This is a genomic window from Ruegeria sp. YKSE079 (assembly GCF_059612845.1).
The window spans coordinates 1-2,462 of sequence record NZ_JBXWRJ010000049.1; the positions used below are offsets into that span (position 1 = coordinate 1).

Here is a 2,462-nt window from a genome sequence, read left to right on the forward strand (position 1 = left end):
CCAATGATCTCTTGAAGTTCGGCCAGCGCAGCGGGGTCGAGCTGCCGGCCCTTGCCCGCGCCCGATTTCCGCCGCACCCCGAAGGCGGCGCGGTCCTGTGTCATGGTCGTCATGCGGTCAGTCCTTGCGGCTCCGGCAGGCCGTTCGCGCGGCAGCAGGCCGTGATCGTATTGGCAAGCAGGCAGGCGATCGTCATGGGGCCCACGCCGCCCGGCACCGGGGTGATGGCACCGGCCACTTCGACACAACTTTCGTAATCGCAATCGCCGACCAGCCGGGTCTTGCCCTCGCCCTTTTCGGGTGCGTCAACGCGGTTGATGCCCACGTCGATCACGGTGGCACCCGGCTTGATCCATTCCCCCAGAACCATCTCCGGGCGCCCCACTGCCGCCACAACCACATCGGCGCGGCGCACCACATCCGGCAAGTCTTTGGTGCGACTATGCGCAATCGTCACGGTGCAACTGTCCTTGAGGAGAAGCTGCGCCATGGGTTTGCCGACGATATTCGACCGACCGATAACCACGGCCTCGAGCCCGGAAAGGCTGCCATGGTGGTCGCGCAGCATCATGAGGCAGCCCAGCGGGGTGCAGGGTACCATGGATTTCTGCCCGGTGCCGAGGAGGCCGACATTCGAGATATGAAAGCCATCCACGTCCTTCTCCGGCACGATGGCGTTGATGACGAGATCCTCGTCCAGGTGCCCGGGCAAGGGCAACTGAACCAGGATGCCGTGGATTGTCGGGTCGGCGTTCAATTCGGCAATCAGGGCCAGCAGGTCGGCCTCGGACGTATCGGGATCGAGCCGGTGTTCGACCGACTTCATACCCGCCTCGACCGTGGCCTTGCCTTTGGAGCGAACATAGACCTGGCTCGCCGGGTCCTCACCGACGAGCACCACGGCGAGCCCGGGCGTCAGGCCTTGGTCCGATTTGAGCCTTGCGACATACGCGGCGACTTTCTCACGAACGGAGGCCGCAAAGGCCTTTCCGTCAAGTATTGTAGCGGTCATCCAAGGACGCCCTCCAAGTCCGGTTTCGGCAAATGCCGCCACCCGGCTTCAACGCCGGGCGGCGGCATTTCGTTCAGAACAGGCCTTCGATCTCGCCTGCTTCGTTCAGCCGGATATTTTCGGCAGAGGGCGTGCGCGGCAGGCCCGGCATTGTCATGATCTCACCGCAGATGACGACCACGAACCCCGCGCCGGCCGACAGCCGGACTTCCCGGATCGGTAACGAGTGGCCCTTCGGAGCGCCCCGCATGTTCGGATCAGTGGTAAAGGAATACTGCGTCTTCGCCATGCAAACCGGAAGACTGCCGTACCCCTGCCCTTCCCATTCCCTCAGTTGATCGCGGATCTTCTTGTCGGCGAGGACCTCGTTCGCCCGATAAATCCGCTTTGCGATGGCTTCGATCTTCTCGAAAAGCGGCATGTCGTCGGGGTAGAGGGGCGCATATTGCGCCTGCCCGCTTTCGGCGATCTCGACCACCTTCCTGGCGAGCCCTTCGATCCCTTTCGAGCCTTCGGCCCAGTGCTTGCAGAGGATCGCCTCAGAACCCTGAAACTTCACGAAATCCTGGATCGCTTTGACCTCATCTTCGGTGTCGGTGACAAAGTGGTTGATTGCGACCACAGCCGGCACGCCGAAAGCCTTCATGTTCTCGATATGGCGACCGAGGTTCGCGCATCCGCGTTGCACCGCAGAGACGTTCTCCTCGCCCAGGTCCGCTTTGGCGACGCCGCCGTTCATCTTCATCGCCCGCACCGTGGCGACGATGACGACGGCATCGGGCTTTAGGCCGGCTTTGCGGCACTTGATGTCCATGAACTTCTCGGCGCCGAGATCGGCCCCGAAGCCGGCTTCTGTCACAACGTAGTCTGCCAGTTTTAGCGCAGTTGTCGTGGCAATGACGGAATTACACCCGTGGGCGATGTTGGCAAAGGGGCCGCCATGTACGAAGGCCGGGTTGTTCTCCAGCGTCTGCACCAGGTTCGGCTGCATCGCATCCTTCAGAAGCACCGTCATGGCCCCGTCCGCCTTGATGTCGCGGCAGTAGACGGGGGTGCGGTCACGGCGGTAGGCAACGATCATGTCGCCGAGCCGGCGCTGGAGATCAGCGAGATCGCGCGCGAGGCAGAGAATCGCCATAACCTCGGAGGCGACCGTGATGTCGAAGCCGGACTGCCGCGGGAAGCCATTCGCCACGCCGCCGAGCGACGAGACGATATCCCGGAGCGCACGGTCATTCATGTCGACGACGCGCCGCCACGTCACCCGGCGCAGGTCGATCTCCTGCTCGTTTCCCCAATAGATGTGGTTGTCGATCATCGCGGACAGCAGCGAGTGGGCGCTGGTGATGGCATGGAAATCCCCTGTGAAATGCAGGTTCATGTCTTCCATCGGAACAATTTGAGCGTTGCCGCCGCCGGCGGCGCCGCCCTTCATACCGAAATTCGGGCC

Annotated in this window: 2 protein-coding genes; both read right to left on the reverse strand. The window is 62.8% G+C overall.

The annotated features are described in order from the left end of the window. Positions 1–109: 109 nt before the first annotated feature. Positions 110–1,012: a bifunctional methylenetetrahydrofolate dehydrogenase/methenyltetrahydrofolate cyclohydrolase FolD gene (folD, locus tag AC2FMY_RS21920; RefSeq protein ID WP_496808101.1), complete on the reverse strand. Its 903-nt coding sequence runs from the start codon at positions 1,010–1,012 to the stop codon at positions 110–112. Positions 1,013–1,085: 73 nt separating this feature from the next. Continuing rightward, positions 1,086–2,462: formate--tetrahydrofolate ligase (locus AC2FMY_RS21925; protein ID WP_496808102.1), on the reverse strand; the 1,377-nt coding region annotated here is incomplete at its 5' end.